General features: G+C 67.5%; 27 protein-coding genes. 11 read left to right on the forward strand and 16 right to left on the reverse strand.

What is annotated here, in order from left to right; all coding sequences use genetic code 11:
• Window positions 1–201: 201 nt before the first annotated feature.
• Entirely contained in the window at window positions 202–1,749 is a 1,548-nt protein-coding gene (locus ABIC35_RS11785) for a hypothetical protein (RefSeq protein ID WP_121072020.1), read from the forward strand.
• Here ABIC35_RS11785 and ABIC35_RS11790 read toward each other — a convergent pair.
• The 10 genes from ABIC35_RS11790 to pyrE all read right to left on the reverse strand — a co-directional run bounded on the left by ABIC35_RS11790 (window position 1,686) and on the right by pyrE (window position 11,125).
• Complete coding sequence (locus ABIC35_RS11790; protein WP_121072022.1) at window positions 1,686–2,885, reverse strand: glycosyltransferase; 1,200 nt, start codon at window positions 2,883–2,885, stop codon at window positions 1,686–1,688. The genes ABIC35_RS11785 and ABIC35_RS11790 overlap by 64 nt on opposite strands.
• A gap of 8 nt (window positions 2,886–2,893) precedes the next feature.
• Entirely contained in the window at window positions 2,894–3,415 is a 522-nt protein-coding gene (locus tag ABIC35_RS11795; RefSeq protein WP_121072024.1) for a DUF2141 domain-containing protein, read from the reverse strand.
• The gene (locus ABIC35_RS11800; protein WP_354278452.1) at window positions 3,412–4,338 is read right to left on the reverse strand and encodes a hypothetical protein; all 927 of its coding nucleotides are present in this window, start codon (window positions 4,336–4,338) and stop codon (window positions 3,412–3,414) included. The genes ABIC35_RS11795 and ABIC35_RS11800 overlap by 4 nt, the downstream gene beginning before the upstream one ends.
• A gap of 217 nt (window positions 4,339–4,555) precedes the next feature.
• Entirely contained in the window at window positions 4,556–6,622 is a 2,067-nt protein-coding gene (locus tag ABIC35_RS11805) for a TonB-dependent receptor (protein WP_121072028.1), read from the reverse strand.
• Complete coding sequence (maiA, locus tag ABIC35_RS11810) at window positions 6,615–7,256, reverse strand: maleylacetoacetate isomerase (RefSeq protein ID WP_121072030.1); 642 nt, start codon at window positions 7,254–7,256, stop codon at window positions 6,615–6,617. The genes ABIC35_RS11805 and maiA overlap by 8 nt, the downstream gene beginning before the upstream one ends.
• Window positions 7,257–7,260: 4 nt before the next feature.
• Window positions 7,261–8,358, reverse strand: coding sequence for an AI-2E family transporter (locus tag ABIC35_RS11815; protein WP_121072032.1), 1,098 nt, complete (start codon window positions 8,356–8,358; stop codon window positions 7,261–7,263).
• On the reverse strand, window positions 8,355–9,245 hold the full coding sequence (gene lepB / locus ABIC35_RS11820) for a signal peptidase I (protein ID WP_121072034.1): 891 nt from the start codon (window positions 9,243–9,245) through the stop codon (window positions 8,355–8,357). The genes ABIC35_RS11815 and lepB overlap by 4 nt, the downstream gene beginning before the upstream one ends.
• Window positions 9,245–9,658 (reverse strand): holo-ACP synthase, encoded by a 414-nt coding sequence (gene acpS, locus ABIC35_RS11825; RefSeq protein WP_121072037.1) that lies wholly within the window; start codon window positions 9,656–9,658, stop codon window positions 9,245–9,247. Before acpS ends, lepB begins: the two co-directional genes overlap by 1 nt.
• A 157-nt stretch (window positions 9,659–9,815) precedes the next feature.
• Entirely contained in the window at window positions 9,816–10,544 is a 729-nt protein-coding gene (locus ABIC35_RS11830; RefSeq protein ID WP_121072039.1) for a pyridoxine 5'-phosphate synthase, read from the reverse strand.
• Window positions 10,541–11,125 carry an orotate phosphoribosyltransferase gene (gene pyrE / locus ABIC35_RS11835; protein ID WP_093296963.1) on the reverse strand — a complete coding sequence of 195 codons (585 nt, stop codon included), beginning with the start codon at window positions 11,123–11,125 and terminating at the stop codon, window positions 10,541–10,543. Before pyrE ends, ABIC35_RS11830 begins: the two co-directional genes overlap by 4 nt.
• A 170-nt stretch (window positions 11,126–11,295) precedes the next feature.
• Between pyrE and coxB the strand changes: the two genes are divergently transcribed.
• Together coxB and ctaD are read left to right on the forward strand one after the other, a co-directional pair.
• Entirely contained in the window at window positions 11,296–12,408 is a 1,113-nt protein-coding gene (gene coxB / locus ABIC35_RS11840) for a cytochrome c oxidase subunit II (RefSeq protein ID WP_121072041.1), read from the forward strand.
• 3 nt (window positions 12,409–12,411) lie between these two features.
• Window positions 12,412–14,070 (forward strand): cytochrome c oxidase subunit I, encoded by a 1,659-nt coding sequence (gene ctaD / locus ABIC35_RS11845; RefSeq protein ID WP_121072043.1) that lies wholly within the window; start codon window positions 12,412–12,414, stop codon window positions 14,068–14,070.
• 79 nt (window positions 14,071–14,149) lie between these two features.
• Here ctaD and ABIC35_RS11850 read toward each other — a convergent pair whose 3' ends face one another.
• On the reverse strand, window positions 14,150–14,395 hold the full coding sequence (locus tag ABIC35_RS11850) for a hypothetical protein (RefSeq protein ID WP_183049245.1): 246 nt from the start codon (window positions 14,393–14,395) through the stop codon (window positions 14,150–14,152).
• Between the two features lie 44 nt (window positions 14,396–14,439).
• A complete protein-coding gene (locus ABIC35_RS11855) occupies window positions 14,440–16,521 on the reverse strand; it encodes a TonB-dependent siderophore receptor (RefSeq protein WP_121072047.1) in 2,082 nt (693 codons plus the stop codon).
• A 232-nt stretch (window positions 16,522–16,753) separates the two neighbouring features.
• Here ABIC35_RS11855 and ABIC35_RS11860 point away from each other — a divergent pair, with 232 nt between their 5' ends.
• The 8 genes from ABIC35_RS11860 to ABIC35_RS11895 all read left to right on the forward strand — a co-directional run bounded on the left by ABIC35_RS11860 (window position 16,754) and on the right by ABIC35_RS11895 (window position 21,365).
• On the forward strand, window positions 16,754–17,038 hold the full coding sequence (locus tag ABIC35_RS11860) for a hypothetical protein (RefSeq protein ID WP_121072049.1): 285 nt from the start codon (window positions 16,754–16,756) through the stop codon (window positions 17,036–17,038).
• 40 nt (window positions 17,039–17,078) lie between these two features.
• Window positions 17,079–17,984 carry a heme o synthase gene (locus tag ABIC35_RS11865; RefSeq protein WP_121072051.1) on the forward strand — a complete coding sequence of 302 codons (906 nt, stop codon included), beginning with the start codon at window positions 17,079–17,081 and terminating at the stop codon, window positions 17,982–17,984.
• On the forward strand, window positions 17,981–18,151 hold the full coding sequence (locus ABIC35_RS11870) for a hypothetical protein (RefSeq protein WP_183049246.1): 171 nt from the start codon (window positions 17,981–17,983) through the stop codon (window positions 18,149–18,151). The genes ABIC35_RS11865 and ABIC35_RS11870 overlap by 4 nt, the downstream gene beginning before the upstream one ends.
• Complete coding sequence (locus ABIC35_RS11875) at window positions 18,148–18,687, forward strand: cytochrome c oxidase assembly protein (protein ID WP_121072053.1); 540 nt, start codon at window positions 18,148–18,150, stop codon at window positions 18,685–18,687. The genes ABIC35_RS11870 and ABIC35_RS11875 overlap by 4 nt, the downstream gene beginning before the upstream one ends.
• A 36-nt stretch (window positions 18,688–18,723) precedes the next feature.
• Window positions 18,724–19,608 carry a cytochrome c oxidase subunit 3 gene (locus tag ABIC35_RS11880; protein WP_121072055.1) on the forward strand — a complete coding sequence of 295 codons (885 nt, stop codon included), beginning with the start codon at window positions 18,724–18,726 and terminating at the stop codon, window positions 19,606–19,608.
• A gap of 1 nt (window position 19,609) precedes the next feature.
• Complete coding sequence (locus ABIC35_RS11885; protein WP_354278453.1) at window positions 19,610–20,011, forward strand: DUF983 domain-containing protein; 402 nt, start codon at window positions 19,610–19,612, stop codon at window positions 20,009–20,011.
• A 1-nt stretch (window position 20,012) separates the two neighbouring features.
• The gene (locus ABIC35_RS11890) at window positions 20,013–20,645 is read left to right on the forward strand and encodes an SURF1 family protein (protein ID WP_121072059.1); all 633 of its coding nucleotides are present in this window, start codon (window positions 20,013–20,015) and stop codon (window positions 20,643–20,645) included.
• 96 nt (window positions 20,646–20,741) lie between these two features.
• Window positions 20,742–21,365: a hypothetical protein gene (locus tag ABIC35_RS11895; protein WP_121072061.1), complete on the forward strand. Its 624-nt coding sequence runs from the start codon at window positions 20,742–20,744 to the stop codon at window positions 21,363–21,365.
• A 212-nt stretch (window positions 21,366–21,577) separates the two neighbouring features.
• Here ABIC35_RS11895 and ABIC35_RS11900 read toward each other — a convergent pair whose 3' ends face one another.
• Genes ABIC35_RS11900 through ABIC35_RS11915 form a run of 4 tightly spaced genes read right to left on the reverse strand, consistent with a single transcriptional unit; the run spans window position 21,578 to window position 25,531 of the window.
• A complete protein-coding gene (locus tag ABIC35_RS11900) occupies window positions 21,578–22,897 on the reverse strand; it encodes an amidohydrolase (RefSeq protein WP_121072063.1) in 1,320 nt (439 codons plus the stop codon).
• 52 nt (window positions 22,898–22,949) lie between these two features.
• Window positions 22,950–23,576 carry a DUF4893 domain-containing protein gene (locus tag ABIC35_RS11905; protein ID WP_121072065.1) on the reverse strand — a complete coding sequence of 209 codons (627 nt, stop codon included), beginning with the start codon at window positions 23,574–23,576 and terminating at the stop codon, window positions 22,950–22,952.
• Complete coding sequence (locus ABIC35_RS11910; protein WP_121078926.1) at window positions 23,573–24,358, reverse strand: 3-hydroxybutyrate dehydrogenase; 786 nt, start codon at window positions 24,356–24,358, stop codon at window positions 23,573–23,575. Before ABIC35_RS11910 ends, ABIC35_RS11905 begins: the two co-directional genes overlap by 4 nt.
• Window positions 24,359–24,379: 21 nt before the next feature.
• A complete protein-coding gene (locus ABIC35_RS11915) occupies window positions 24,380–25,531 on the reverse strand; it encodes a patatin-like phospholipase family protein (protein ID WP_121072067.1) in 1,152 nt (383 codons plus the stop codon).
• Window positions 25,532–25,547 lie beyond the last annotated feature (16 nt).

Below are 25,547 nucleotides of genomic sequence, written 5' to 3' on the forward strand. Positions count from 1 at the left end.
ACAGCGGCGCAAAGCTGGGCTAGGCAATTTGGCGAATCAGGTTTTGGGGCGTGACAAACTGGGGGAACGCACCCTGCCGAGCGGGATTACTGCCGGCAGCACGGAGACGAAGGCGCACGTGAAAGCATTCCCAACCGCGCCGGCCATCGCCCGGTTGCCTCGCCGCACCGGTGCGGCACCAGCGGTCGGCAACGCCGGCTGATGGCGACACAGATTGAAAGGTTCGGCCAAGCCGAACCGAGGACCGGGCTGGCTGCAGCCGCGGCGGCGGTTCCCCGCTGGCTGGTGCTGCTCGCCGCCGCGCTGGTCGTGCGCGCCGTCACCTTCGGCAATCCGCTGGTGGCGGTGGACGAGCAATTCTACTGGGTCACCGCCGAGCGCATGCTGCACGGCGCCCTCCCCTTCGTCGACATCTGGGATCGCAAGCCGGTCGGCCTGTTCCTGCTGTACCTGCCCGCCGCCGCGCTGGGCATGCCCTGGGGCATCCTCGCCTATCAGTTGATGGCGCTCGCCTGCGTCGTACTTACCGCCGGCCTGATCGCGCGAATCGCTGATCGCGTCGGCTGGGGCACTGGTGCGCTGCCGGCCGCGCTGCTGTACATCCTGATGCTCAACACCGCGGACGGCCAAGGCGGGCAGGCCCCGGTCTTCTACAACCTGCTGACCCTCGGCGCAGTCGCGCTGCTGCTGCCACGCGTGCGCGACCGGGACGGCGATCCGGCGCGCGTCGGCCGCAACCTGCTGGCAATGCTGCTGATCGGCCTGGCGCTGCAGGTGAAGTACACGGTGCTGTTCGAAGGCCTGTTCTTCGGCCTCTGGCTGCTCCGCCGCGAGGCCGTGCTTGGGGCGAGCCTGGTCCATCTCGCACGACGCGGCCTCGGCTATGCGGCGATGGCGATGCTGCCGACCCTGCTTGCTGCCGCCGTCTATGCCTGGCTCGGCCATCTCGACGCCTGGGCCTATGCCAATTTCGGCTCGATCCTCGATCGCCGCAGCGATCCGTTCATCGACCTGGTAGGCGCCTTTTTCGAAGTCTCGGTGCCGCTTGCCCCGCTGCTGGTGCTGAGCTGCCTGGCCTGGCTCGGCATGCGTCGCAGCCGTACGCTGCGGCCGGTCCATGCGCTGCTGTTCGGCTGGCTGATCGCCGCGCTGGTCGGTCTGATCGTGTTCGGCTCCTGGTATCCGCATTATGCGCTGCCGACGATGGTGCCGGCGAGCCTGTGCTGCGCCGCCTTCTTCGCCCGCGAGTGCCCGGGTCGCCGTATCGTCGCGCCGACCTTGCTGGCGATCGCCTTCATCGCCGGCACGCTCTCGGTCCTGATCGTCCAGGCGAAGCGCGGGAACGCCGCCCAGCTGGCGACCATCGCCGACGCCATCGGCCATGGTGACGGCTGCCTCTATGTCCATTCGGGCAACGCGATGCTCTACGGGGCGACGGATCGCTGCGCGCTGAGCCCCTGGCTGTTCCCCGATCACCTGTCGCGCGAGCGGGAAGACGGCGCGCTCGGCGTCGACCAGCTGGCGGAGGTCGATCGCATCTTCGCCCGCCGCCCCGCGGTGGTGGTGATGCGCACCCCGTTCCGCGGCGAGCGACCGGCGGTGCGCGCGCGCGTGGAGCGCTATCTGCACCGGCTCGGCTATTCGATGCGCGGTACCTATCTGCTCGGCACGGTGCCGACCACCGTCTATGCCGCGCCAGAGATTTCCTCGGCCGCACCCCCGCGCCGGGCCGCCAGCAAGCCCGCATAATAGTCCATCAGCGCGGCGGCGTGATCGGCGTCGCTGCGCACCTTGGCGGCGCCCACGCGCGCCGCATGACGCAGGATCGTCTGGTCGCGCGCGAACAGCCGACGGATCGCATCGGCGGCCGAGAGCGTATCGCGCGCGGCATAGGTCTCGGCGAAAGGCGGCTCGGCGATCTCGGCGAACCCGCCCTCGTCCGGGCCGATCAGCGGCAGCCCGGAAGCCAGCGCTTCCCAGGCGACCAGCCCGAACGGTTCGGCGTCCGATCCGTGGATCAGCGCATCGCAGCTGGCGATGATGCGCGACAGCCGCAGCCGGTCATAGACCGGGCGGAAGATGCGGATATGCGGGCTGTCTGCGATCAGCGCCTCGAGCTGGTGGCGCTGCGGCCCGTCGCCGAGCAGCATCAGCCCCACCGGAAGATCGTTCGCCGCCGCCTCCACCGCCTCGATCACCAGCGGCCAGCGCTTTTCCTTGTGCTGGCGCCCGAGCCCGAGCAGCAGGTGCCCCTCTGGCGGCAGGCCCAATTGGGCGAGCAGCGACACCCGCAGCTTCTCGTCACGCAAATCGGGGGAGAACCAGCCGCGATCGATGCCGAGCGGCACCGAGGCATCGACCTTGAGCCCGCGCCGCTCGAACCGCTTCGCAAGCGCCGGGCCGTTGGTGACGAACGCATCATAGTGGGCCAGGAAACGCGCCATGTATTTCGTGTACCAGCCGAACGCCTGCTCCACCTGCAGCGGGGTCGCGACATTGTCGAGCCAGCGCTGCGGATAGGTGCCGACCAAGTCGCCATGCGCGAAATAGACCTTGAGCGCATCGCCCTGCCACCGCCCCACCGTCCAGGCGGGTAGCCAGGGCGAGCTGTTCTCGACGATGTCGGGCTTGAGCCGATCAAGCGCCGCCCAGACCGGCTCGTCCTTGACGAAGATGCGGTAGTTGCGGTCGAGCAGCAGCGGCGGGGCCTTGATCCAATGGATCGCGCCGCCGCCGGGCCGCTCCTCCACTGCATTTTCCGCACCGGGGGCGACGACGATCAGCTCGTGCCCCAGATCGGCCATCAGGCCCATCTTGCGATCGAGATAGGTGCGTACACCGCCGCCGGTGGGAGAGTAGAACTCGTTGACGTCGACGATGCGCATGCCGTTCCTCAATCGAGCGGGCTGAACCCTCCCAGGCCGCGTAGATACTGCGCCCGAATGTTCACCGTGGTCACTCCGTTCCCGACGCGCACCATCGCCTGACGCAGTTTGGGACGGCTGCGTCCCAGGCGCTGGTTCGAGGGGAAGCCGGCGCCGTCCGACCAGAAGTTGAACTTGTTCTTGCCGTCGCGGTCATGCGTGAACAGCACCGCATATTCGCCCGGCGCCGGCACGCGAATACACAGGATGACCGGACCGGAGGGCGGCGTGTTCGCCCAGATGCGGCGGAAGGTCTTGCCTTCCTTGAGCAAGTCCCGGTCGTCCTTGAGGAAGTCCTCCTCGGTCGCCGGGTACAGCTCCAGCTTCAGCCGGCCGGTACGGTCCTTGAGGCCGGTGATCTCGGCCTGGATCGCGGGCCCGCGCCCGCCGGTGCAGGCGCCGGCATCCTCGCCCAGCGTCTGCGCCGATGCTGGCTGCGTGGCGGCAGCAGCGGCGAGCAGCGTGGCGGCCAGAAGGTCGGTGCGCTTCATGCGGTTTTCCTCGTAAGCAATGCATACAGGCCGAAGCCTGCGATCAGGACGATGTGCGCGGCCAGCGACAGGCCGGCAATGAGCGCCATCAGTTCGGACAAAGCCTCGCCCTGGCCGATGATCATGATCGCGAAACTGGCGAACAGCAGTTCCTTGTTGGGCACCAGCGGCAGGCGCCAGGCGAGCAGCCGCCCGGCAGACAGCAGCAGCCAGATGCCAAGCGAAACCTGCGGCATCGCGAAGTGCCACGCGAAGGCGACCAGCACCGAGCTGGTGATGATGCGGACGCAGTGCACGCCGAACACCCACCAGAGCTCGCCGCGCGGCAGCGAGAAGACACGCTTGGAAAAGATCAGGAAGGGCAGCGACATCGCGAAAATGACCGCGATCGAGCCCATCAGCGTGTTGAACTCGGCCGGCTTCAGCAGGTCGATCCCGAACGGCAGCGCCATCGCGACCACCGCCAGCGTCATCGCATTGCCGGCGATCGCCGACAGGATCGTGACGTCCTTCACCGCCCCGAACGGCGCCGCGATCATCTGGGTGCGCTGGCGGGCCCAGGCGTAGAAATAGGCTTCGCCCGAATAGCCGAGCAGCACCTCGTTCGCGATCCGCTTCTTGTTGAGCGCGATCATCCCGTCGATCGGGATCCGCCACAGCTTCCGAAAGATGATGAAATCGAAGGTCGGCGAGGTGAGGTAGTAGAGCACGAAGGCCAGGTAGAAGAGCGGGTTGGTGGGCAATGCCCGCGCCAGCCCGGTCAACCCGCCGCCGAACAGCTCCCGCCCCAGCCCCACCACCATCAACAGCGTGAGGCCCGCGCCGAGCCACATCGGCCAGCGCCGCTTGATCTTCTCGACGGGCTCGAGCCCCGCAAGATCGGGTGCAGCCGGTACCGCAGCCTCGGCCATGCGCGTATTCACCGAAGCCTCCCCCGCCTGTCTGTTCAATCGATTCAAAAGCGCCACCGAAAAGACCGCAACAATCTCGATTACCCCGCGTCCTGGCGTCTCCCCGGTCGCCCGGCGCGTCGCGGCATAATGGGTCTTTCCCACCACATTGCGGTTTATTCCGGCAGCGATTTGGGCGCTAGAAAGGCAAATCGCAAGTAGATGCTGCTGCGGCCGATTGCCCCTACCGTCAGCGCATCGCGTAGCGCAGACCAATCCATAGCGTGCGCGGCGTCGCGCGTTCGATCACGTTTCCGCCGCTGATCCCTGCCTGCACCTCTTCATCGAACAAGTTCTCGGCGCGGCCCTCGATGCGGAGCGTGCGGGTGACCGGCACGCCGAGCGTCGCATCGACGGTCCAGGCCGGATCGAGCCGGGCGCTGTTCTGATCGTCCTCGAACCGCGCGCCGGCATAACGTGCGGTCACCGACGCATTGGCCAGCGCCGCGCGCCAGGCGAGCGTCGCCGATCCTTGGAAGCGCGGCGTCTGTGCGGGCCGCAGCCCGTCGAGCGACAGTGCCGCACCCGAGGCGTGGACGCGGCTGTCGGCATAGGCCCAGGAACCGGCAAGGCTCCAGGCGCCGAGCGTCCATTGCCCGTCCAGCTCGATGCCCTTCGCCTCGACGGCATCGAGATTCTGCCGCTGGCGATAGGCCCCCGCCGCCGAGACGAAGCCGACACCGGGGAAGGTGCCCGGGCCACGCGCCAGCGTCACATTGGCGATCGCGCCGTCGAGCCGGTTCCAATAGCCGGTCGCGCGGAAGACGAGGTCGGGCGCGGGCCGCAGGTCGACGCCGACTTCGCCGCCCCACAGCCGCTCGGGATTCAGGCCCGGGTTGGCCGCCGTCGCATCGGCACCCGCGCGGAACGGGCGGTAGAGCTCGTTGAGCGTCGGCAGCCGCCAGCCGCGATAGCCCGCCGCGCGTAGCGTCACCGGGCCCATCGCATAGGCAGCGCCCAGCCGTCCGGTCGGCTCCCAGCCATGGCGATTGGCGTAGCGCGAGTCTGTCAGCACCGGGCCGGCGGCGAGCGGCGCCTCGAACAGGCTGCCGTCATAGATCGTCCAATGGTCGAGCCGCCCGCCGGCGTCGAGCGTCCAGCCGCCGCTATTGTAGCTGGCGTTGGCGAACCCGCCCGTCGTGAGGCTCGCGCCCCCGGCAATGCGGCGCCGCGTCGGGTTGGTACCGACGAAGGTGTAGAGCTCGCGAGTCTCCCCCGAGACGCGGCGCAGGTCGCCGCCAAGCCGCAGCGTCACGCCCCCGCCCACCGGCGGCGCGACTTCGATGCGGCCGCCGATGCCCGTCGCGGGGACTTCCTGCTGCACCACGGGGCTCACCGTATCGCGCGCGGCGGAGATGCTGGCGAAGCCGCTCTCGAACTGGCGGACCTGGAGATAGGCGAGCGCGGACCAGCCCCATTCGCCCTTCTGCCCGTTACCGCGCTTGACCAGGCGCACGCTGGCATCGGCGCCCTTGCTCAGCACGTCGGTGAAGGCGGTGCCGCGGTCGCGCTGGTCGGTGAAGCCGGAAAGGTCGGTCTGTAGCTCGGTGCCGCCCCCAACATCCGTCACGCTGCGCACGGCGACGCTCGCCTGCTCATAGGGCGCGGCACGATCAACACGACCGGGGTTCACAATCGGCACGAAGCCATCGCTGCGGCCATATTGCCCGGCGACGGTGAAGAAGCCGCTGCGGACCGGCACCGCGGCGACCACGTTCGCGTCGACGCTGTTCCGGCTGCCGTAGAAAGCGCCGACATTCAGCAAGCCCAGTTCTGCCGGGCTGCCGCTCTCCAGCTCGACCGTCCCCGCCAGCGCGCCCGGCCCGGCAAAGCCACTGCCGCCGCCGCGCGTCACGCGCACGCCGGCGAGGCGACCGGGCATGTACGCCGGGAACGGCACCCAGCCGCCGAACGGATCGGTCTGCGGCACGCCGTCGAGCAACAGCAGCGCGCGGCTGGAGGCGTTGCCGCCCAAGCCGCGCAGGGTGATGCCCTGGCTCGTCGGATGCGCCGAGGTGGAGGTCGAGCGGCGGAACTGCGCGAGCCCCGCGACATCGGCCAGCACGTCCTCGATCCGGTTGCTCGCGGTATCGGCCAGCCGCGCGCGGTCGATCGTCACCACGTCGTAGGCGGCGTCGCCCGGCGGCACGTCGAGCCCGCGGCCGGTGACGACGATCTCGTCCTGCGAACGATCCTGCGCGGTGGCAGGAGCCGCCACGCACAGCGCGGCAACCGCGCATCCCAGTTTTTCAAGCATGTGGCGCGACGGTATCCGGATGGGCGGCGACGAAGGCCGGATGGGAGACGGCAGCCGCTTCGGCGCGGCGCAGCAAAGGATAGGCATCCAGCGGCACGGCGAAGCGCCGCGCGTTGAACAGTTGCGGGACCAGGAAACAGTCCGAGATGTCGGGTGCGGCACCCCCGAGGAACGGACCGTCGCCGCCGGAGTTGCGCACCATCGCCTCCAGCGCAGAAAAACCCTCGGTCATCCAGTGCGCCGTCCAGGCGGAGCGGGCCGCGGCATCGGCGCCCACGCCATGCTCCAGATGCCGCATCACCCGCAGATTGTTGATCGGGTGGACGTCCATCCCGATCACCATCGCCCGCGCCAGCGCGTCGGCCCGTGCATCGGGATCGGCCGGGATCAGCCGCGGCTCGGGATAGCGCGCGTCGAGCCAGTCGAGGATCGCCAGGCTCTGGGTGAGGATGCGCCCGTCCACCTCCAGCGCCGGCACCAGCCCCTGCGGATTGCGGGCGAGATGCTCGGGGCTGCGCTGGGCGTTCTCCAGCAGCGGAACCTCGTGCCGCACATGCTCCACCCCTTTGAGGGCGAGCGCGATCCGCACCCGATACCCTGCCGAGGAGCGGAAATAGTCGTGCAGCACGAGCATCGGCTCAGTCCTTTTCGGCGTCGTCGTCGCTTTTGGGCTTCTTGCCGTTGAGCCGGGCATTGCTCTCCAGCGCCACCTTGATCATCGCCACCATCGGATCGGCCAGCGCCAGCCCGAGGACACCGAACAGCGTGCCGGAGAGTATCTGCGAGGACAGCGTCAGCGCCGGCGGCAGGTCGACGGTGCGCTTAGCGACCATCGGGATCACCACATAGCCGTCGAAATTCTGCACGGCGAAATAGATGATGATCGCCCAGATGCCGGTTTCCTGGCCCGCGCTGAAGCCCACCGCCGCCATCAGCACGCCCGAGATGATCGCGCCGACATTGGGGATGAAGGCCAGCACGCCGGTGATGATGCCGAGCAGCAGCGCCATCGGCACGCCCGCAACGCTGAGGCAGATCCAGGTCAGCACGCCCTCGAACAGCATGCCTAGCAGGCGCCCGGCGAGCAGCCGGCGCATCGTCGTCGCCATGCCGCCCAGCATGTGGGCGAAGGCGTGGCGCTGATCGAGCGGCACCATCCATTGAAGGCCACGCTCGTAGATGCGCGGCTCGAGCGCGATGAACAGGCCGAGGATCAGGATCATGATCATGCTGGTCACCGCGCCGATCGCGGTACCCACGGCGGTGGTCAGCTTGCCCACCGAGCCCAGCGCTTCGCGCAGCATGCCGTTGATGTCCGACCGGCCGGGCATCAGCCCCATGTCGGAGGCCCAGCGGGCAACGCGATTTGCCTGCGCCTCCAGCGTGGTGCGCAGCTGCTCGGCCTGCTCCGAGATCTGCATGCCGGTGCGATAGAAGACGAGGCCGAAGAACGCGAAGACGAGGATCAGCACCAGGCCGATGCGCAGGCCGCGCGGGATCGGCAGCACCTTGCCGAGCAACCGTGCGCCGCCATCGAGCATCGAGGCGAAGACGAGCCCCGCGAAGATGATCAGCAGCGGCTGGATCAACAGCACGATCAGCGCGATGCCGACCGCCATGCCCAGCCATACCGCGGCCTTCTTGAATTCGGCGCGGGTGGCGGGGTCGCGAAACTCGTTCGGGCCCGGCTCGCGCACGACGCGGACGTGCGCGGATTCCAGCGGATCGTTGCTCATTTATCCTCGTGGGTAGGGTGCAGCGAAATGCCGAACCGATCCCCGCGGAAACCCGTGAACCACGTCAGCGGGTTCCATGTCGACGAGCCGTCGCGCGAAAAAGTGATGAACTCTGCGCGGCCGCCGATATTTTCCCACGGCACCGGCCCGCCCAGCCCGCCCTGTTCGAGGCTGAACCGGCTGTCGGCGCTGTTGTCGCGATTGTCGCCCATCAGGAACACGTGGTTCTTTGGCACCACGGTCGGGGGGAAATTGTCGCCGGCAGAATCCCCCAGGTCGGCGACGTCGTAGCTGGCGCCGTTCGGCAGCGTCTCGCGGAACAGCGTCAGGCTGCAATAGGCCTTGCCTTGGTGGACGACGCGGCGGCCTTCGTAGAAGATCGATCCGCCGCGCTCGGGATCGGGATCGCAGCGGGTGTTGCCGTCGATCGGCACCAGCCGCTCGCCCAGCGGCTCGCGCGCCACCTCCTTGCCGTTGAGCCAGACGATGCCGTCGCGCACGGCAATGGTGTCACCCGGCAGGCCGATGACGCGCTTAATATAATCGGTGCTGTGCTGCGGCGGGGTGACGATGACGATGTCGCCGCGCGCGGGCAGGCGACCCAGGATGCGCCCGGGGATCGGCGGCAGCAGATGGAAGGTCGGCGTGACGAACGAATAGCCAAAGGGATATTTGCTGACGATCAGCTGGTCGCCTACCCGCAGCGTGGGCAGCATCGACTCCGAGGGGATGTAGAAGGGCTTGGCGATCAGGCTGTGGAAGGCCAGCACGCCCAGCACCAGCCAGACGAGGCCGCGCAGTTCGGCCCACCAATCGGTGCCCTGGCGTGTGGCGCTCTGGCGTCGCTCGCTCCGCTTGCTGCTCAACGCCAGTTCGTCCGCCCCCATTACATATCCTTTTCCGCCGGCACGGCCTCGATCATCACCATTGCGAACGCCCAGGGCATGTCGTCCGTAAGCGTCAGGTGCACCTTGGCCACGTGTCCCGGTGGCGTCATGGCGTCAAGTCTCGCCTTGGCCCCGCCGGTCAGCGCGAGCGTGGGTGCGCCAGACGGTGCATTAACCACGCCGATATCCTTCATGAACACGCCCCGGCTGAACCCGGTTCCGACCGCCTTGGAAAATGCCTCCTTGGCCGCAAAGCGCTTGGCGAGCGTCGGCGCGTAATTGTGCGGGCGCTTGGCGGCCTTGGCGAGCTCGACCTCGGTGAACACGCGTTGCTCGAACCGCTGGCCATAGCGATCGAGCGAGTTCTGGATCCGCTCGATGTTGCACAGGTCCGATCCCAGCCCGAGGATCATATTTCCCTCTCCCGCCTGCGGAAGAGGGTGGGAGCCGCCGCGGGCGGCGGAAGGGTGAGGGTGTGTGGGACAAGCGAGCAGGTCGGCCGGTGTGCACCCGACTCACCCTCACCCCGGCCCTCCCCCGCAGGCGGAAGAGGGAGAAAGGGGGAGAGGTTCACCGCGCCGAGTCCATCAGTGCACGCATCCGCTGCACGACGGGGCCGAGTCCGTTGAAGATCGCCTCGCCAATCAGGAAATGGCCGATGTTGAGTTCCATCACCTGCGGGATCGCTGCGATCGGCACCACGTTATCGAAGGTCAGGCCATGGCCGGCATGCGGCTCGATGCCGTTGCGCGCCGCCAGCGCCGCCGCGTCGGACAGCCGCTTGAGCTCCACCGCGAGGTCCTCGCCGTCCAGTTCGGCATAGCGGCCGGTATGCAGCTCGACGACCGGCGCACCGAGGCGGATCGCAGCGTCGATCTGACGCGCCTCGGGCTCGATGAACAGCGACACCCGGCTGCCATTGTCGCGCAGCTTCGCGACCATCGGCGCCAGCAGGTCGAACATGCCCGCGGCATCCAGCCCGCCCTCGGTCGTCCGCTCCTCACGCTTCTCCGGCACGATGCACACCGCGTGCGGCCGATGCCGAATCGCGATCGCCAGCATCTCCTCGGTTGCGGCCATCTCGAGGTTGAGCGGCACGGTCAGCTCGGACGAGAGGCGGGCGATGTCGCCATCGGTGATGTGCCGGCGATCTTCGCGCAGATGCGCGGTGATGCCGTCCGCGCCCGCCTCGGCGGCGAGCAGTGCCGCGCGTACGGGATCGGGATAGCCGCTGCCGCGCGCGTTCCGCACCGTCGCGACATGGTCGATATTGACCCCGAGGCGCAGCTTGCCGGTCATGCGGTGATCGCCCGGCTCCCCGGCTTGATTGCCGGGATCGCCGCCAGCTCGGGCGGGAGCTGGTCGGCCGGATAAGCCGGCACGTCGAGCTTGGTCAGCGAGATCAGCGGCACGCCGACATCGGCCTTGCCGTTCGAGCGATCGACGATGCACGCCGCACCCACCAGGGTGCCGGGGTGCTTGCGGATCGCCGCGATGCACTCGCGTGAGGAGAGCCCGGTGGTGACGATGTCCTCCACCATCACGACACGTGCACCTTCGGGAATCTCGAAGCTGCGGCGCAGCTGGAACTCGCCGTCCTCGCGCTCGACGAACACCGCCTTGCAGCCGAGCGCGCGCGCCGTCTCATAGCCGGGGATGATCCCGCCGATCGCGGGGGAGACAACGATGTCGACCTCGCCGAAGGTCTCGCGAATCAGCTTGCCCAGTGCGCCGCATACCCGCTCGGTGCGGACGGGGTCTTCGAAGATCCGCATCTTCTGGAGAAATACGGGAGATCGCAAACCCGAAGACAGGATAAAATGCCCCTCAAGCAACGCGCCTGCGTCGCGAAATTCGTCGAGGATGGCGTCTCCGGTCAATGTCTGGGCTCCTGAAGTCAACGGTGGAACGATCCTTTAAGTGGCGGGGGCTGCTACCGCAACCGCACGCGAAAAAGGTTGAGCATGGCCTTTTCCCAGCTATACCTTTGGTACAAAGGGCCGCTAGGATGCCCCGGTTGTGCGTTCCTGGAGAGGGGTGACAACACCTTATGCGCAGTTTCTTGGTACCGACGATCTTGCTGGCCTCAACGCTGGCCTTCGCTTCCCCGGGACTGGCGCAACCCGCCGCCCCGGCCCCTGCCGCATCGCCGGCCGCCGCTGCAGCGCCTGCCGCACCCGCTCCCAAGGTCGCCGACCCGACGCTCGATGCTGCCGGCAAGCCGCTGCACACGGCCGTGCCCGGCGTCGGCGAGCCGGTCGACAAGGCCTTCTCGCTCCAGCAGCAGGTGACCCCCACCGGCCAGGAAGCGCACTGGTTCCACAACACCATCCTGCTGCCGCTGATCACGATCATCTCGATCTTCGTGCTGCTGCTGCTCGTCTGGGTGATCGTGCGCTATCGCCGCGCGGCAAACCCCACGCCGTCGCGCACCAGCCACAATACCGCGATCGAGATCGTCTGGACGCTGGCGCCGGTGCTGATCCTGGTGGCGATCGCGATCCCCTCGATCAAGCTGCTCGCCGCCCAGTTCAAGCCGGCCCCCAAGGGCGCGGTGACGCTGAAGGCGATCGGCAACCAGTGGTTCTGGTCGTACGAATATCCGGACAACGGCAACATCCAGCTGACCGCCAACATGCTCAAGGAAGAGGGGCAGGTCGGCAAGGGTCAGCGCTATCGCACCGATGCCGACGGCCCCCGCCTGCTCGCCACCGACCAGCGCGTGGTGCTGCCGGTGGGCGTGCCGATCCGCCTCGTCACCACCGCGACCGACGTGATCCACAGCTGGGCGATGCCCGCCTTCTGGATCAAGCTGGACGCGATCCCGGGCCGGCTCAACGAGACGAGCTTCGTCATCCAAAAGGAAGGCGTCTATTTCGGCCAGTGCTCCGAGCTTTGCGGCGCGCGCCATGCCTATATGCCGATCGCGGTCGAGGCGGTGAGCCCGGCCAAGTTCGCGCAGTGGGTCGCCTCGAAGGGCGGCACCATGCCGGGCGCCAAGGCCGAGCCGGCGAGCACCACCGCCATCGGCAACGACGCGACCGACGCCACCGCCAACGGCGCGGTGGAAGCCGCCCCGACCGTCGACGCCACCGCCACTCCGGCACCGTCCAACAAGCCTGCGACCGCGAATCCCGCCGGCGCCGGCAACACGGGCAACTGAGCCATGACCGATACCGCGCTCCCCTATTCCGCCGCGCACGACCATGCGCATGGCGACCATGACGCCGATCACAAGCCCAGCTTCTTCGCGCGCTGGTTCATGTCGACCAACCACAAGGACATCGGCACGCTCTACCTGATCTTCGCGATCTTCGCGGGGATCATCGGCGGCGCGATCTCGGGCATCATGCGCGCTGAGCTGATGCAGCCGGGCATCCAGTACCTGCCCTGGTGGGTCGCCAAGCTGCACGGCGAAGGCACGTTCGACGAGGCGATGCACTTCTGGAACGTGCTGATCACCGCGCACGGGCTGATCATGGTGTTCTTCATGGTGATGCCGGCGATGATCGGCGGCTTCGGCAACTGGTTCGTGCCGATCATGATCGGCGCGCCGGACATGGCCTTCCCGCGGATGAACAACATCTCGTTCTGGCTGACCGTCGCGGGCTTCATCCTGCTGATGCTCTCGCCCTTCGTCGGTGTGGGTGCCGGCACCGGCTGGACGGTCTATGCGCCGCTTTCCACCTATGGCGAGCCGGGACCGTCGGTCGATTTCGCGATCTTCTCGCTCCACCTCGCAGGTGCGGCGTCGATCCTCGGCGCGATCAATTTCATCACCACCATCTTCAACATGCGCGCGCCGGGTATGACGCTGCACAAGATGCCGCTGTTCGCCTGGTCGGTGCTGGTCACCGCCTTCCTGCTGCTGCTGGCGCTGCCGGTGCTGGCGGCCGCCATCACCATGCTGATCACCGATCGCAACTTCGGCACCGCCTTCTACGATCCGCAATATGGCGGCGATCCGGTGCTCTACCAGCACCTGTTCTGGTTCTTCGGCCACCCCGAAGTGTACATCATGATCCTGCCGGGCTTCGGCATCATCAGCCACATCATCGCGACGTTCAGCCGCAAGCCTGTGTTCGGCTATCTCGGCATGGCGTATGCGATGGTGGCGATCGGGCTGGTCGGCTTCGTCGTCTGGGCGCACCACATGTTCACCACCGGCCTGCCGGTGCAGGTGAAGATGTACTTCACCGCCGCCACGATGGTGATCGCGGTGCCGACCGGTGTGAAGATCTTCTCCTGGATCGCGACGATGTGGGGCGGCTCGATCAGCTTCAAGACCCCGATGGTCTGGGCGATCGGCTTCATCTTCATGTTCACCGTCGGCGGCGTGACCGGCGTCGTCCTCGCCAATGGCGGCGTCGACGACTATATGCAGGACACCTATTACGTCGTCGCCCACTTCCACTATGTGCTATCGCTGGGCGCAGTGTTCAGCCTGTTCGCGGGCTTCTACTACTGGTTCCCGAAGATGACGGGCAAGATGTACAGCGAGCTGCTCGGCCAGATCCACTTCTGGGTGTTCTTCGCCGGCGTGAACCTGCTGTTCTTCCCGATGCACTTCCTGGGTCTGCAGGGCATGCCGCGCCGCATTCCCGACTATACGGACCAGTATGCCTATTGGAATCACACGGCGACCGTGGGTTACATGATCATGGCGGCGGGCATGGCGGTGTTCTTCGTCAACGTGATCTACTCGCTGCTCGCCGGGAAGAAGGCGGAAGCCAATCCCTGGGGCGAAGGCGCGACCACGCTCGAATGGACGCTGTCGAGCCCCCCGCCCTTCCACCAGTTCGAGACGCTGCCCAAGATCGACTGATCGGGCGGCAGCCGAACGACAAAAGCCCCGGGGGGAAGCCTCCGGGGCTTTTTCTATGCCGGTGGTCGGGGCGCCGACGCTACAACCAGATCGCCGTGGCGGCGTGGCTCACATAAAGATCGGCGCCATGGTCGAGACACCATTGGGCGAGCTCTTCGTGGAGCACCGGCCACAGGTCCCGCGCCCAGTCCGGTGCCGTCTCTGCCCAAGTGACGGCACTCGGCAGATGGGCCGACAAAACGCCCATTGGCAGATCGAGCTCGAAGGCGCCCCCGGGCCCGGTCACCACCAGCCGTTCCTTCCACTCGGGTCGAAACTGGAACACGCTTTCCGCCATCGCCCCTCGCTACGGGATCAGCGCTCCGGGCGCTAGAACCGCGTCGACGCCGTCACCCGGAAGCTGCGGGGCGCGCCCGGCGTGGTCCAGACATTCGCGTAGGAACTGGCGATGTAGTACGCATCGAACAGGTTATCGACATCGGCTCGCAGCGTGAGATGGTCGTTCACCGCGACGCTCAGATTGGCGCGCGCGATCGTATAGGCCGGCAGGCGGTAGCTGGTCCCGAACGGATCGCCCGCCCGTTCCCCGACATGCGTCACCCCGCCGCCCAGCGCCACCCGGCCCAGCGTCTTCTGCACGAACAGGCTGCCCATGTCGGTCGGCACGTTGCTCAGCGCGGTGCCGATCAGCGCGGGATTAACGTCGTTGCGCACCTTGGCGTCGAGATGGGTATAGGTGCCGGTGACGAGCAGGTCGTTCGCCGCCTTCCAGTTCAGCTCCAGCTCGCCCCCGCGCGAGCGCTGCCGCCCGATCTGGGTCTTCTCGAACGGATCGATCGCGTTGGGATTGAGCACGTTGCGCTTGATCATGTCGAACAGCGCCGCCTGGCCGGTGAGCCGCTGCCCGAACAGCGCGAACTTCACCCCGCCCTCGATCGACTGGCTACGCTCCGCATCGAAGGTGCTGGTGCCGTCCGAGGGGTTGAGCCGCAGCGACTCGCCCCAGCTCGCATAGAAAGCCAGCGCCTCGCTGGCCTTCCACGTCAGCGCCGCGCGCGGCGTGACTCCCTTGTCCACCGTGTTCAGCCTGGCGCCGGTCAGCCGGTTAACCACCGACTCGCGGAAGCTGTTCCACCGCGCGCCGAGCAGCAGCGTGAACGGCCCCGCCCCGATCAGGTCCTGCGCATAGACGCTCTCGCTGCGGAAGCGGCTGTCGCGGCTGGCGAAGGGCGGCGGCACGGGCAGCGCGGTGGTGGCATAGACCGGATCGAACAGGTCGATCGGCAGCAGCGGCCGGGTGGGGGTGCCGCGCGCGCGGTCGAGCACGAAGTCCATATGGTAGCGGACGCGGTCGGCGCCGACTCGCAGATCGTGGGTCGTGCCCAGCAGCTCGAGCTTGGCAGCCAGTTCGGCGCGGAGCGACAGGTCGTTCCAGGCAAAATCGTGATAGCGCCGGTCGCGCCCCGCGGTGCGGCCGTCGGCCTGAAGCCCGCGCGGCCCGAAATCGACCATCGTGCCGAACCCCCGCAGCGATCCGTCGCGCTGGCTGGCGCCGAGCTCGAGCCGCACGTCCTTGGAGAGATCGGCGAAGAGGCTGCCTTGCTGCCAGAAGCCGTTCTGCACGATGTGCCCGTCTGCCGGCTCGCCCAGGAAGGTGCGGCGGTCCATCGCCCGAGCATTGCCGCCGATGCCCACGATACCGCGGTCCAGCACACTGGTATTGCGCATGTATTCGGCCTGATAGAGCAGCCGTAGCCCCGCCGTCGGCGCCCAGGCGAGCGACGGCGCGATCAGCCGGCGCGAGCCGTCGACATGGTCGCGGAAGCTGTCATGCCCCTCCGCCACGCCGATCAGCCGGGCGGAGAGCCCCTCCGCCAGCGGCCCGGTCACGTCGGCGCTCGTCCGCCAGCTGTTCCAGCTGCCCGCGCTCAGATCGGCCCTGCCCTGGAAGCGATCGAGCGGCGCCTTGGTGACGATGTTGATCGCCCCGCCCGGCTCGCCGATGCCCGACAGCGCGGCGGTGGCGCCCTTGAGCACCTCGACCCGCTCGATCGTTGCCGAGTCGATCGGCGCGTTGAAGCCGAAATTGCTGCTGAAGCGGTTGAGGCGGATGTCCGGCCCGGCATTCTCGTCGCCGGCAAAGCCGCGGATCGAGACCTTGTCCCACAGGCCGCCGAAATCATTCTGCCGCGCGACGCCGCCGGCCAGATCGAACAGGTCGCCGAGTCGGGTGGGGTTCACCGCGTCGATCAGGTCGCGGTCGAGCACCCGCACCGATTGCGGATAGGTGAAGGCGGGCACGTCGGCGCCGAGGATGCTGGCATTGGCGGCGCGCCCGGTGACGACGATGCCGTCCTCCCCCTGCACCGCCTGTGCGGCCGCGGGCATGGCGACGCCGCTGGCCAGCGCGGCCAGCAGGATGCTGTCCCGGCGAAGAGAGGATAGGTTCATGGATGCGCCCCGATGCAGATGTTCTGATTTGGATGGCCGCATAGGCGTACTAATAATCAGTTGCAATAGCATCTGAGGCCACATGGCAGAGCGAAGCCGAATCGGCTGGCCTCGCCGCGGCGATGGGCGCATCAGCGGTTTCGGCAACTTCTGTCCGCTATCCTGCGCGACGCCCCCGGACGCGTCGCTCGCGCGTTTGCTCGTTGGTCCGGTAGTATTTTTGGAGACGTCGATGCGCAGCCCCTATGCCGACTGGATGAAGATCGGCCTCGACAGCTGGATGCTGGGCATCGAGGCGTCGACCGTGATCGGGATGCGGCTGACCAAACTCGCCGCAGGCGGTCCCGGCGCCACGGCCGAGGCGCAGCGCATGGTTGCCGAGAAGATGCAGGCTGCCTGGGAGTTGCAGGTCGCCGCCGCCACGGGTCGGCTGGGCAGTACGCCCGAGGCGCAGGCGAGCAAGACTCTGCGACATTATCGCCGCAAGGTGCGGGCTAACGCCAAGCGACTCGGCTGACCTCTTTCGCCCGCGCGGGCTGCGCCGTATATCGGGAACGATGATGTCCGTGACCAACGCCAATCCCGCACTGCCCGCCGATTGGCGCGATTTCCTTGCCCTCACCAAACCCCGGGTGATGACGCTGGTCGTCTTCACCGGGCTGTGCGGCATGCTGGCCGCGCCGGTGCCGATCCACCCGGTGCTCGGCTTCACCGCGATTCTGTGCATTGCGCTGGGTGCGGGCGCTGCGGGTGCGCTCAACCAATGGTATGAGGCCGATCTCGACGCCAAGATGAAGCGCACCCAGGGCCGTCCGCTGCCTGCGGGGCGGATGGACCGCCAGTCCGCGCTGCATTTCGGCGTGGGGCTCGCGGTATTCAGCCTGGTGCTGATGTATGTCGCGATCAACCTCGTCGCGACGCTGATCCTCGCCGTCTCGATCCTGTTCTACGTGTTCGTCTACACGATCTGGCTCAAGCGCCGGACGCCGCAGAACATCGTGATCGGCGGCGCGGCCGGCGCCTTTCCGCCGCTGATCGGCTGGGCGGCGGCGACGGGCGACGTCGCGACGCTGCCGGTCCTCCTGTTCGCGCTGATCTTCCTGTGGACGCCGCCGCATTTCTGGGCGCTCGCGCTGTTCGTGAAGACCGATTACGCCAATGCCGGCGTGCCGATGCTCCCGGTCGTGGCGGGCGAACGCACCACGCGCGTCCAGATCGGCCTCTACACGCTGCCGATGATCGCCGCCGCCGCCGCACCCTGGCCGCTGGGGCTGAGCGGCATGGTCTATGGCCTCACCGCCGCGGTGATGTCCGGCATCTTCCTCGCCATGGCGATCCAGGTCGCCACCCGCCGCACCGAGCCGGAAGACCGTATGATCCCGGAAAAGCAGCTGTTCAAATTCTCGATATTGTATCTGTTCGTGCTATTCGGTGCGCTCGTGATCGACAGGTGGATCGGATGAACGATTCCCGCGGAGAGGATGTGAACCATATGCCGGCATCGGAACTGGAGTTGATCCGCGCGCGCCAGCGATCGCGCGCCCGGGTGATGGCACTGCTGCTCGGCGGGTTCGTGGTGCTGGTGTTCGCGATCTCGATCGTGAAGATGCAGTTGGGCCACGGCGGATGAGGATCAGCCGCAACCTGCGCGTCGGCCTGATGGGTGCCGTGCTGGTGTGCGGCATGACCGGGCTGGGTTTTGCCGCGGTGCCGCTCTACCGAATCTTCTGCGAGGCGACCGGGCTCAACGGCACCACCCAGCGCGGCCTGCGCGCACCGGGTGCCACGGGCCAGAAAATCACCATCGCCTTCGACAGCAATGTCAGCCCCAAGCTGCCCTGGAAGTTCGCGCCCGAGCGCCGCGAGGACACGATCGACATCGGCGGCCGCGACATGGCGTTCTTCACCGCCACCAATACCTCGAATCACGCGGTCACGGGCACCGCGACGTTCAACGTCACGCCCGCGCAGGTCGGCAAATATTTCACCAAGATCCAGTGCTTCTGCTTCACCCAGCAGACGCTGCAGCCCGGCCAGACCGTCCGCATGCCGGTGATCTTCTTCGTCGATCCCAAAATCCTGAATGATCCGGACGCGCGCGACGTCCAGGAGATCACCTTGTCCTATACATTTTATCCAGTGGATTCGCCGAAGACACCAAGCTAGCATCGCGCAAAATAGAGAGAGGATTGGGATACGCCCATGGCTGGAGCAAAGAACCACCAGTATCATATCCTGCCGCCGAGCATCTGGCCGCTGCTGGGCTCGCTCGGTGCCGTGATCCTCGCCTCGGGCGGCGTGATGTGGATGCACAAATATCCCAACGGGCTGCTGGTGCTCGTCACCGGCTTCGCCTTGGTGATGCTCACCATGTTCGGCTGGTGGGGCAAGGTGATCCAGGAGGCGCATGCCGGCGATCACACGCCGATCGTCCAGCTCCATCTGCGCTATGGCATGATCCTGTTCATCGCCTCCGAAGTGATGTTCTTCGTCGGCTGGTTCTGGGCTTGGTTCGATTTCTCGCTCTTCCCGTCCACCGTCGAGGCGGTCGGCGGTACCTGGCCGCCCAAGGGAATGGAAGTGCTCGACGCCTGGCAGTTCCCGCTGCTCAACACGCTGATCCTGCTCTGCTCGGGTTGCACCGTCACCTGGGCGCACCACGGGCTGATCCATAACGAGCGCGGCGGCGCACTGCGCGGGATCTGGGGCCTGATCGGCGTGGGCGAGAACGATACGGTGAAGAAGGGCCTGTGGCTCACCGTGATCCTCGGCTTCACCTTCAGCTGCCTGCAGGCGTACGAGTATTTGGAAGCCCCCTTCCCCTTCAAGGCGGCGAGCGAGCATGGCTCCAGCTATGGCGGCGCCTTCTTCATGGCGACGGGATTCCACGGCTTCCACGTGATCGTCGGCACGATCTTCCTGATCGTGAACCTGGTGCGCGCCTATCGCGGCGACTTCACCCCGCGCCAGCATTTCGGCTTCGAGGCGGCGGCCTGGTACTGGCACTTTGTCGACGTCGTCTGGCTGTTCCTGTTCGCGTCGATCTATGTCTGGGGCGGTTGGGGCGCGCCGGTCCACGCCGGCTGACGTGACCGAGACCACACCCGATCCCAAAGGGGGCGGCAGCGCTGCGTTGCCGCCCCCAATTGCCTCCGGCCTCTATGGCTGCTGCCCGCGCTGCGGCGCGAAGACGCTATTTCGCAGCTTCACCGCTTATGCCGAACGCTGTTCCGCTTGCGGGCTCGATTTCACGAAGTTCAACGTCGGCGATGGGCCGGTCGTGTTCCTCACCCTTGGCATCGGCGCGCTGGTGACGGTGCTGGCACTGTGGCTGGAGTTCAGCCTTTCCCCGCCCTTCTGGGTACATCTGCTGATCTGGCCGCCGGTCACGCTGGCGATGGTGGTGGGTTCGCTGCGGGTGGCGAAGGGGCTGCTGCTCGCGCTGGAGTATCGCAACCGAGCCCATGAGGGCCGGATCGCCAAGGACTGAGATGCGCGGCGTTCCCCTCATCCCTACCCTGCTCGTCGGCCTGGCGGTGGCGACGATGATCGCGCTCGGTTTCTGGCAGCTTGACCGGAAGACGCAGAAGGAGGCGGCGCTCGCCATGTTCGCCGCCAACACGCTGCAGCCGACGATCACGATCGAGAGCGGCGCGGCCGATGCATCGCTGCTGTTCCGCCACGCCCGTTCGGCCTGCCAGGCGGTGACCGGCTGGGCACGCCAAGGCGGTCGCGGGGTGCAGGGCCTGCAGGGCTGGCGGCAGATCGCGACCTGCCGCACCCATGCCGACGCGACGCTGCTGGTCGACATGGGGGTGACCCGCGACCCGATGTTCCGCCCGCAATGGCCCGGCGGGATCGTCAGCGGCACGCTCACCCGCGCGCCCGACCATCGCCCGCTGATCGCGGGCATCTTCGATTCCGCGCCGCAGCCGCTGATGCTGGTTTCCGACCAAGGCGCGCCCGGGCTGCAGCCCAGCGCACCACCGGACATCGCCAGCGTGCCCAACAACCACCTCGCCTATGCGGTGCAGTGGTTCCTGTTTGCAGGCGTCGCGATCATCATCTACGCGCTCGCGCTCCGCCTGCGCGCCCGCGGGGCGCCCGAGCCCCGGATCCGCTGACCCCCTGCCCCTCCCGCTCCGCCGCGCAGATGGGTGGACGCGGCCGCACCGCACGCTAAGGGTGGGGCAAGGCAAGCGAACCTTGGAGCGGCACGCATGAACGATCAGGTTTCCCAGGGCTATGGCGCGGTCGCCGCGACCGCCGAGACCGGCTGGCTGACCACGTCCTTCGTCCTCATCGCGCTCGGCGCGGCGCTGGCGGTGTTCATCCTGATCTGGGGGACGCGACTGGCGATCCGCCGCCGCAAGGCGCGCGAGGAGCTGGACGAGCGCGGCGAGCTCGAGGTCGTTGATCCGGCCCAGCCGATCGAACCGGTGTCGGAAATACCGAGCCCACCCGAAGCGCCGGCCCCCGCGCCCGAGCCCAGCCCCCTCGCCGACGAGCCGATCGCGGCCGCGGCGCCGGTCGCAGCCCCGTCGGCGGCGCTCGCGGCGGACACCAATGCAGAACCGGCACCCGTCGAGCCCGCGCCCGCTGCGGGCGGCGACGATCTCACCCGACTGAAGGGCGTCGGCCCCAAGCTGGCGGCACGGCTCAACGAACTCGGCATCACCCGCTTCGCCCAGCTCGCCGCGCTCGACGAAGCCAGCGCCAAGGCGCTCGATGCGCAGCTCGGCAGCTTCCAGGGCCGCATGACTCGCGATCGCTGGACCGACCAGGCCCGCTTCCTCGCCGCCGGCGATACGGCAGGCTATGAAGCTGTGTTCGGCAAGCTTTGATCCCAGGCCGCACTGATAACAGCCATCGCTACTCCCAAACCGTCACCCCGGCGAAAGCCGGGGTCCATTGGGGTCTCGCCTTCAGCTCTTGCTGCGGCCGAGAGGCGAATGGATCCCGGCTTTCGTCGGGATGACGATCTTCGGGGCACTGGCGAGAGCGCTCTGCCGCAGCGGAAACGAACCGCATAACGACGTCTGACCTTCCCGCTCCCCTAGCGCTTCAAAATATCCAGTGCCGCCGCGGTCAGCGCCTCGGTTGCGGTGCTGACCACCGCCTCGGCATCGGGCGCCCATTCGGCGCTGTGGAGCGACGGCAGCATCGCCTTGCCGCCTTGGGCGGCGTCCCACTTGGCCTGGGGCACGCCGCCCACCCAGAAGATCGTGCTCTGGATGCTCTTGTCGGCCAGCCAGTAGCGGCTGAAATCCTCGCCGCCCATCACCGCCTTGGTCTCCACCACCCGGTCCTTGCCGAAGCGCGCGGTGAACAGCCCCTGCAGCCGCCCAGCGAGCGGCTGGGTGTTGAAGGTCGCGGGGGTATATTCGTCCTTCACCGACACCACCGGCATCCGGTCCTCCGGAACGCCGGCCGCTATCGCCTCGCCCTTGGCGATGCGGGTGATGCCGTCGAGCAGCTGCTGGCGCGATTCGGGGGTGAAGCTGCGCACGGTAAGCAGCATCGTCACGTCGTTACCGATGATGTTGTGCTTCGATCCGCCATGGATCGCGCCCACCGTCACCACCGCCGGCTGCTGCGGATCCATCTCGCGGCTGACCAGGGTCTGCAGCGTGGTGACGATCCGCGCGGCGAGCACGATCGGGTCGCGGGTCGTGTGCGGATAGGCGCCGTGGCCGCCCACTCCCTTCACCACGATGTCGACTGAATCGACATTGGCCAGCGCATAGCCCGGCGTCACGCCGATCTGCCCGGCGGGCAGGCTGGCGCTGTCGTGGAAGGCGATCGCGTAGCCGGGCTTGGGGAAGCGGGTGAACAGCCCGTCGTCGAGCATCGCCTTGGCGCCGCGACCGCGCTCCTCGGCCGGCTGGGCGATCATCACCACCGTGCCGTGCCAGCGATCCTTCATCGCTGCCAGGTTGCGCAGCGTGCCGACCCAGCTCGCCATGTGCGTGTCGTGCCCGCAGGCATGCATCACGCCGCTTTCGATCCCCTCGTCGGTGGTCGCGCGGACCTTGGAGGCGAAGGGCAGCCCGGTATTCTCGACCACCGGCAGCCCGTCCATGTCGGCGCGGATCAGCACCACCGGGCCCGGTCCGTTGCGCAGCACCGCGACCACGCCGGTACCGCCGACCTTCTCGGTGACGTCGTAGCCCGCCTCGCGTGCGGCCGCAGCGAGCTTGGCGGCGGTCTGCACCTCGTGCAGGCTGAGTTCGGGATGGGCGTGCAGGTCGCGATAGAGCACCATCAGCTGCGGCATCGCCTTGGCCGTGGCATCGCGCACCGGATCGGCGGCGGCGCCAGCAGCGGCGGGCGTGCCGAGGCTCATCGCCCCGGCCAGCAGGAAAGACGTGAACATCGGGCCCCCTTTGTCATCATGGGCCCGAGTGTCACGCCTGCCCGCCCGACTGTCAAACCGTCGGCACGATCTCGATCACGTCGACCTTTGATTCGAACGCCGGATAGGGCAGCACCAGCCGCCAGCGCTTGTCGCCGATCCGCTCGCCATAGCCGATCAGGTCACGCTTGTTGTCGAGCCCGTAGCGGAGCGGTGCGCTGTCGTCGCCCACCTCCAGCGTGCCGAGAAAGGTCACGCGGGCGGCCACGTCGGGGAAGAAATTGCCGTCGGGCCGCTGTACGCCCCCCTCGATTCGGAAGTGGCGCAGGTCGCCGTCTGCAGTGATCGGGCAGGGCCGCCAGTCATAGGTGACGATCGCCGTCACCGCGGTGCCGCCGCCGCCCAGCTTGAAGGTGCGGCAGCGATAGGCGCCGGCCGGCGGCATCGCCGTTTCCAGCGCCCGATCGGGATCGAACAGCGCGGGGTCGCCCTCGATCAGCTTGACGTCGGCGGCGCGGGCGAGCGGCAGCGCCTCGCTCCACGCCTTGCGCCAGTTGCGCAGCTTGGTGCGATCGACGTCGGTGGCGATCCGGCGCCAGGGAAGGCGGGTATCCATCCCCGGCGAGGTTGCCTCGTGATAGGCGGTGCAGCCGACCAGCGCTGCGCCCAGCCCCAAGGCGACCAGAGTGCGCAGCATCATTCGGCGGTCCAGCCGCCGTCGATCGAATAGTTCGAGCCGGTGATCTGTGCGGCCTCGTCGCGGCACAGGAACACCACCAGCGCCGCCACCTGCTCGGGCTGCACGAACTGCTTGGTCGGCTGGGCATCGAGCAGCACGTCGTTGATCACCTGCTCGCGAGTCAGGCCGCGCGTCTTCATCGTGTCGGGGATCTGGTTCTCGACCAACGGGGTCCAGACATAGCCAGGCGAGATGCAGTTCACCGTGATGCCGTGGGTCGCCACTTCCAGCGCCGCCGTCTTGGTGAGACCGGCCAGCCCGTGCTTGGCGGTGACATAGGCCGACTTGTTGGGACTGGCGACCAAGCTGTGTGCGCTGGCGGTGGAGATGATCCGGCCCCATTTGCGCGCCTTCATCCCTGGGATCGCCGCGCGCATCAGGTGGAAGGTCGAGCTGAGGTTGATCGCGAGGATCGCATCCCATTTGTCGATCGGGAATTCGTCGATCGGCGCGACATGCTGGATGCCGGCATTGGCAATGGCGATGTCGACCGCGCCGAACTCGGCCTCGGCACGCGCGACCATCGCCGCGATCTGGTCGGGCTTGGTCATGTCGGCGGCGTCGTACAGCGCCTTGCCGCCGCTGGTTTCGGCCAGCGCGGCACGTTCCTTCTCGATGGCGGCGGCGTCGCCGAAGCCGTTGATCAGCACATTGGCACCCTCGGCGGCAAGCGCCTTGGCATAGGCCAGGCCGATGCCCGAGGTGGAACCGGTGATGATCGCGGACTTGCCCTTGAGGAACATCGGCATACTCCTTTGAGTCTTTTAGCGGGGGGTGAGGTCGAACGCGGCGGTGTCGCCGTCAAGGATGTTCTGCGCAATGAGGCGCGAATTCGCCATGGTATTGGCCACGGCGATCCGCCCGGCCTCCCAATGCTCGCGCATCGTGCGGGTAGAGAATTCATAATCGCGCGAATCGCCTTCCCACAGCTTGGCGCGGTAGATCAGCTGGACGATGTTGACCGGATATTCGGTCACCAGCTCGCGCACCGCCTTCACCTCGGGCTCGTCGGCGATATGGTCCGGCAGCTTTTCCAGCAGGCGCCGCACCGTCTCGCGGGCGTTGCGCAGCCGCAGCCGCTCGTCGGAGATGGCGCGGGTGCGGCTGGAATAGCGGATTTCCTTCTCGCGGCCGAGCACGTCGGTCATCGTGCGCGGCAGCTCGTTGGCGGCGGGGAACAGGTCGACCTGGAAGACGAGCATCTCGGCCTCCTGCCGATCGAGGACGTGGGTGAGCGGCGTATTGGAAACGAGTCCCCCGTCCCAATACCAGCAGCCGTCAATCTCGACCGGCGGCAGCCCCGGCGGCAACGCACCAGAGGCCATGATGTGCCGTGCGTCGATGCGTTCGTCGCGCGTATCGAAATAACGGAAATTGCCGCTCTGGATGTTGACCGCCCCCACCGACAGGCGGACCGGCCCGTTGTTGAGCAGGTCCCAGTCGACCAGCCGATCCAGCGTCTCGCGTAGCGGCGTGGTGTCGTAGAAGCTCAGCGCCTCGGGCGTGCCCGGCGTGGCGAAGACCGGCGGGATCGGGCGTGGGCGGAAAAAGCCGGGCACGCCGCCCAGCATCACCGCCCCGGCCGACCAGGCATGGGCGATCTCTCTCGCATGATCGTTGAGCGACGGCAGGAATTCGGGCAGCGCCGAGGTCACCTGGTCCCAGAAGGCGTGGATCGCCTCCAGTCGCCGCTGGGGCGGGTTGCCGGCGAACAAGGCGGCGTTGACCGCGCCGATCGAGATGCCCGCCACCCAATCGACCTCGATCTCGGCCGAGGCAAGTCCCTCGATCACGCCTGCCTGGAAGCTGCCGAGGGCCCCGCCTCCCTGCAGCACCAGGGCGACGGTGTCGGGCAGCGGCATCCCGGGTGCGGCATGGCGACGACGACGGGGCGGGCGGGACTCAACATCAGCCATGCACCGGGTCTGACCC

Origin of the sequence: Sphingomonas trueperi (genome assembly GCF_040545965.1) — a bacterium.
GTDB lineage: Bacteria > Pseudomonadota > Alphaproteobacteria > Sphingomonadales > Sphingomonadaceae > Sphingomonas > Sphingomonas trueperi_C.